Here is a 640-nt window from a genome sequence, read left to right as displayed (position 1 = left end):
CCCAAATACATAAACAGCGGCAAGGTCATGGCAACGGCAAGCATGAGCAGGGTCAGCAGCGTGCCGATGGGTTGGCGCAGAAGCTCTTTGAGCGCGGCGCGCGCCGATTCGACGTGTAACGAGATGTAATGAATCATACTCATGCGAGGCGTCCTTTCTGCAGGCGCAAGACGCGGTGGCCGTAATCCGCCATCAGCGTTTCATCGTGCGCCGCAACGATCACGGTCGTGCCTGCTTCATGGAAGGTTTTGAACAATTCCATAATATCCAGCGCATAGGCGCGGTCGAGGCTGGCGGACGGCTCGTCGGCGATCAGCAGGCTGGGTTGGTGAACCACTGCGCGCGCGATGCACAAACGTTGTTGTTCGCCGCCGGACAAAGTGATGGGCATATCGTTTTCGCGGCCTTTCAAGCCGACTTTCTCAATCGCAATACGCGCGCGCTCTTCAGCTTTGCGCGGCTGGTAGCCGCTGATCCGCAAAGGCAGGATAACGTTTTGCAAGACATTGCGGTCGTAGAGGATTTTGTGGTCTTGGAAGACAATGCCGATATGTTGGCGCATAAAGCCGATCTGATTGTCGCTCAAGGTGCCGAGGTCTTGATTGTTGAACCAAACCTTGCCTTTGGTAGGCTTGGTAAT

At 55.6% G+C, this 640-nt stretch carries 1 protein-coding gene and 1 pseudogene; both read right to left on the bottom strand.

Annotated features, from left to right (window positions below; all coding sequences use genetic code 11):
- Positions 1 to 143 (bottom strand): annotated as a pseudogene (locus tag ACTHSP_RS21255) (permease-like cell division protein FtsX); the annotation flags it as partial.
- Positions 140 to 640, bottom strand: a 501-nt coding sequence (locus ACTHSP_RS21250; protein ID WP_440346913.1) for a cell division ATP-binding protein FtsE, incomplete at its 5' end; no start/stop codon positions are given. The gene ACTHSP_RS21250 and the pseudogene ACTHSP_RS21255, both read right to left, overlap by 4 nt.

The organism is Neisseria sp. P0001.S005 (assembly GCF_051963715.1).
Note: the sequence above shows the minus strand (reverse complement) of the source record. Positions and strands in the feature narration are given on the sequence as shown.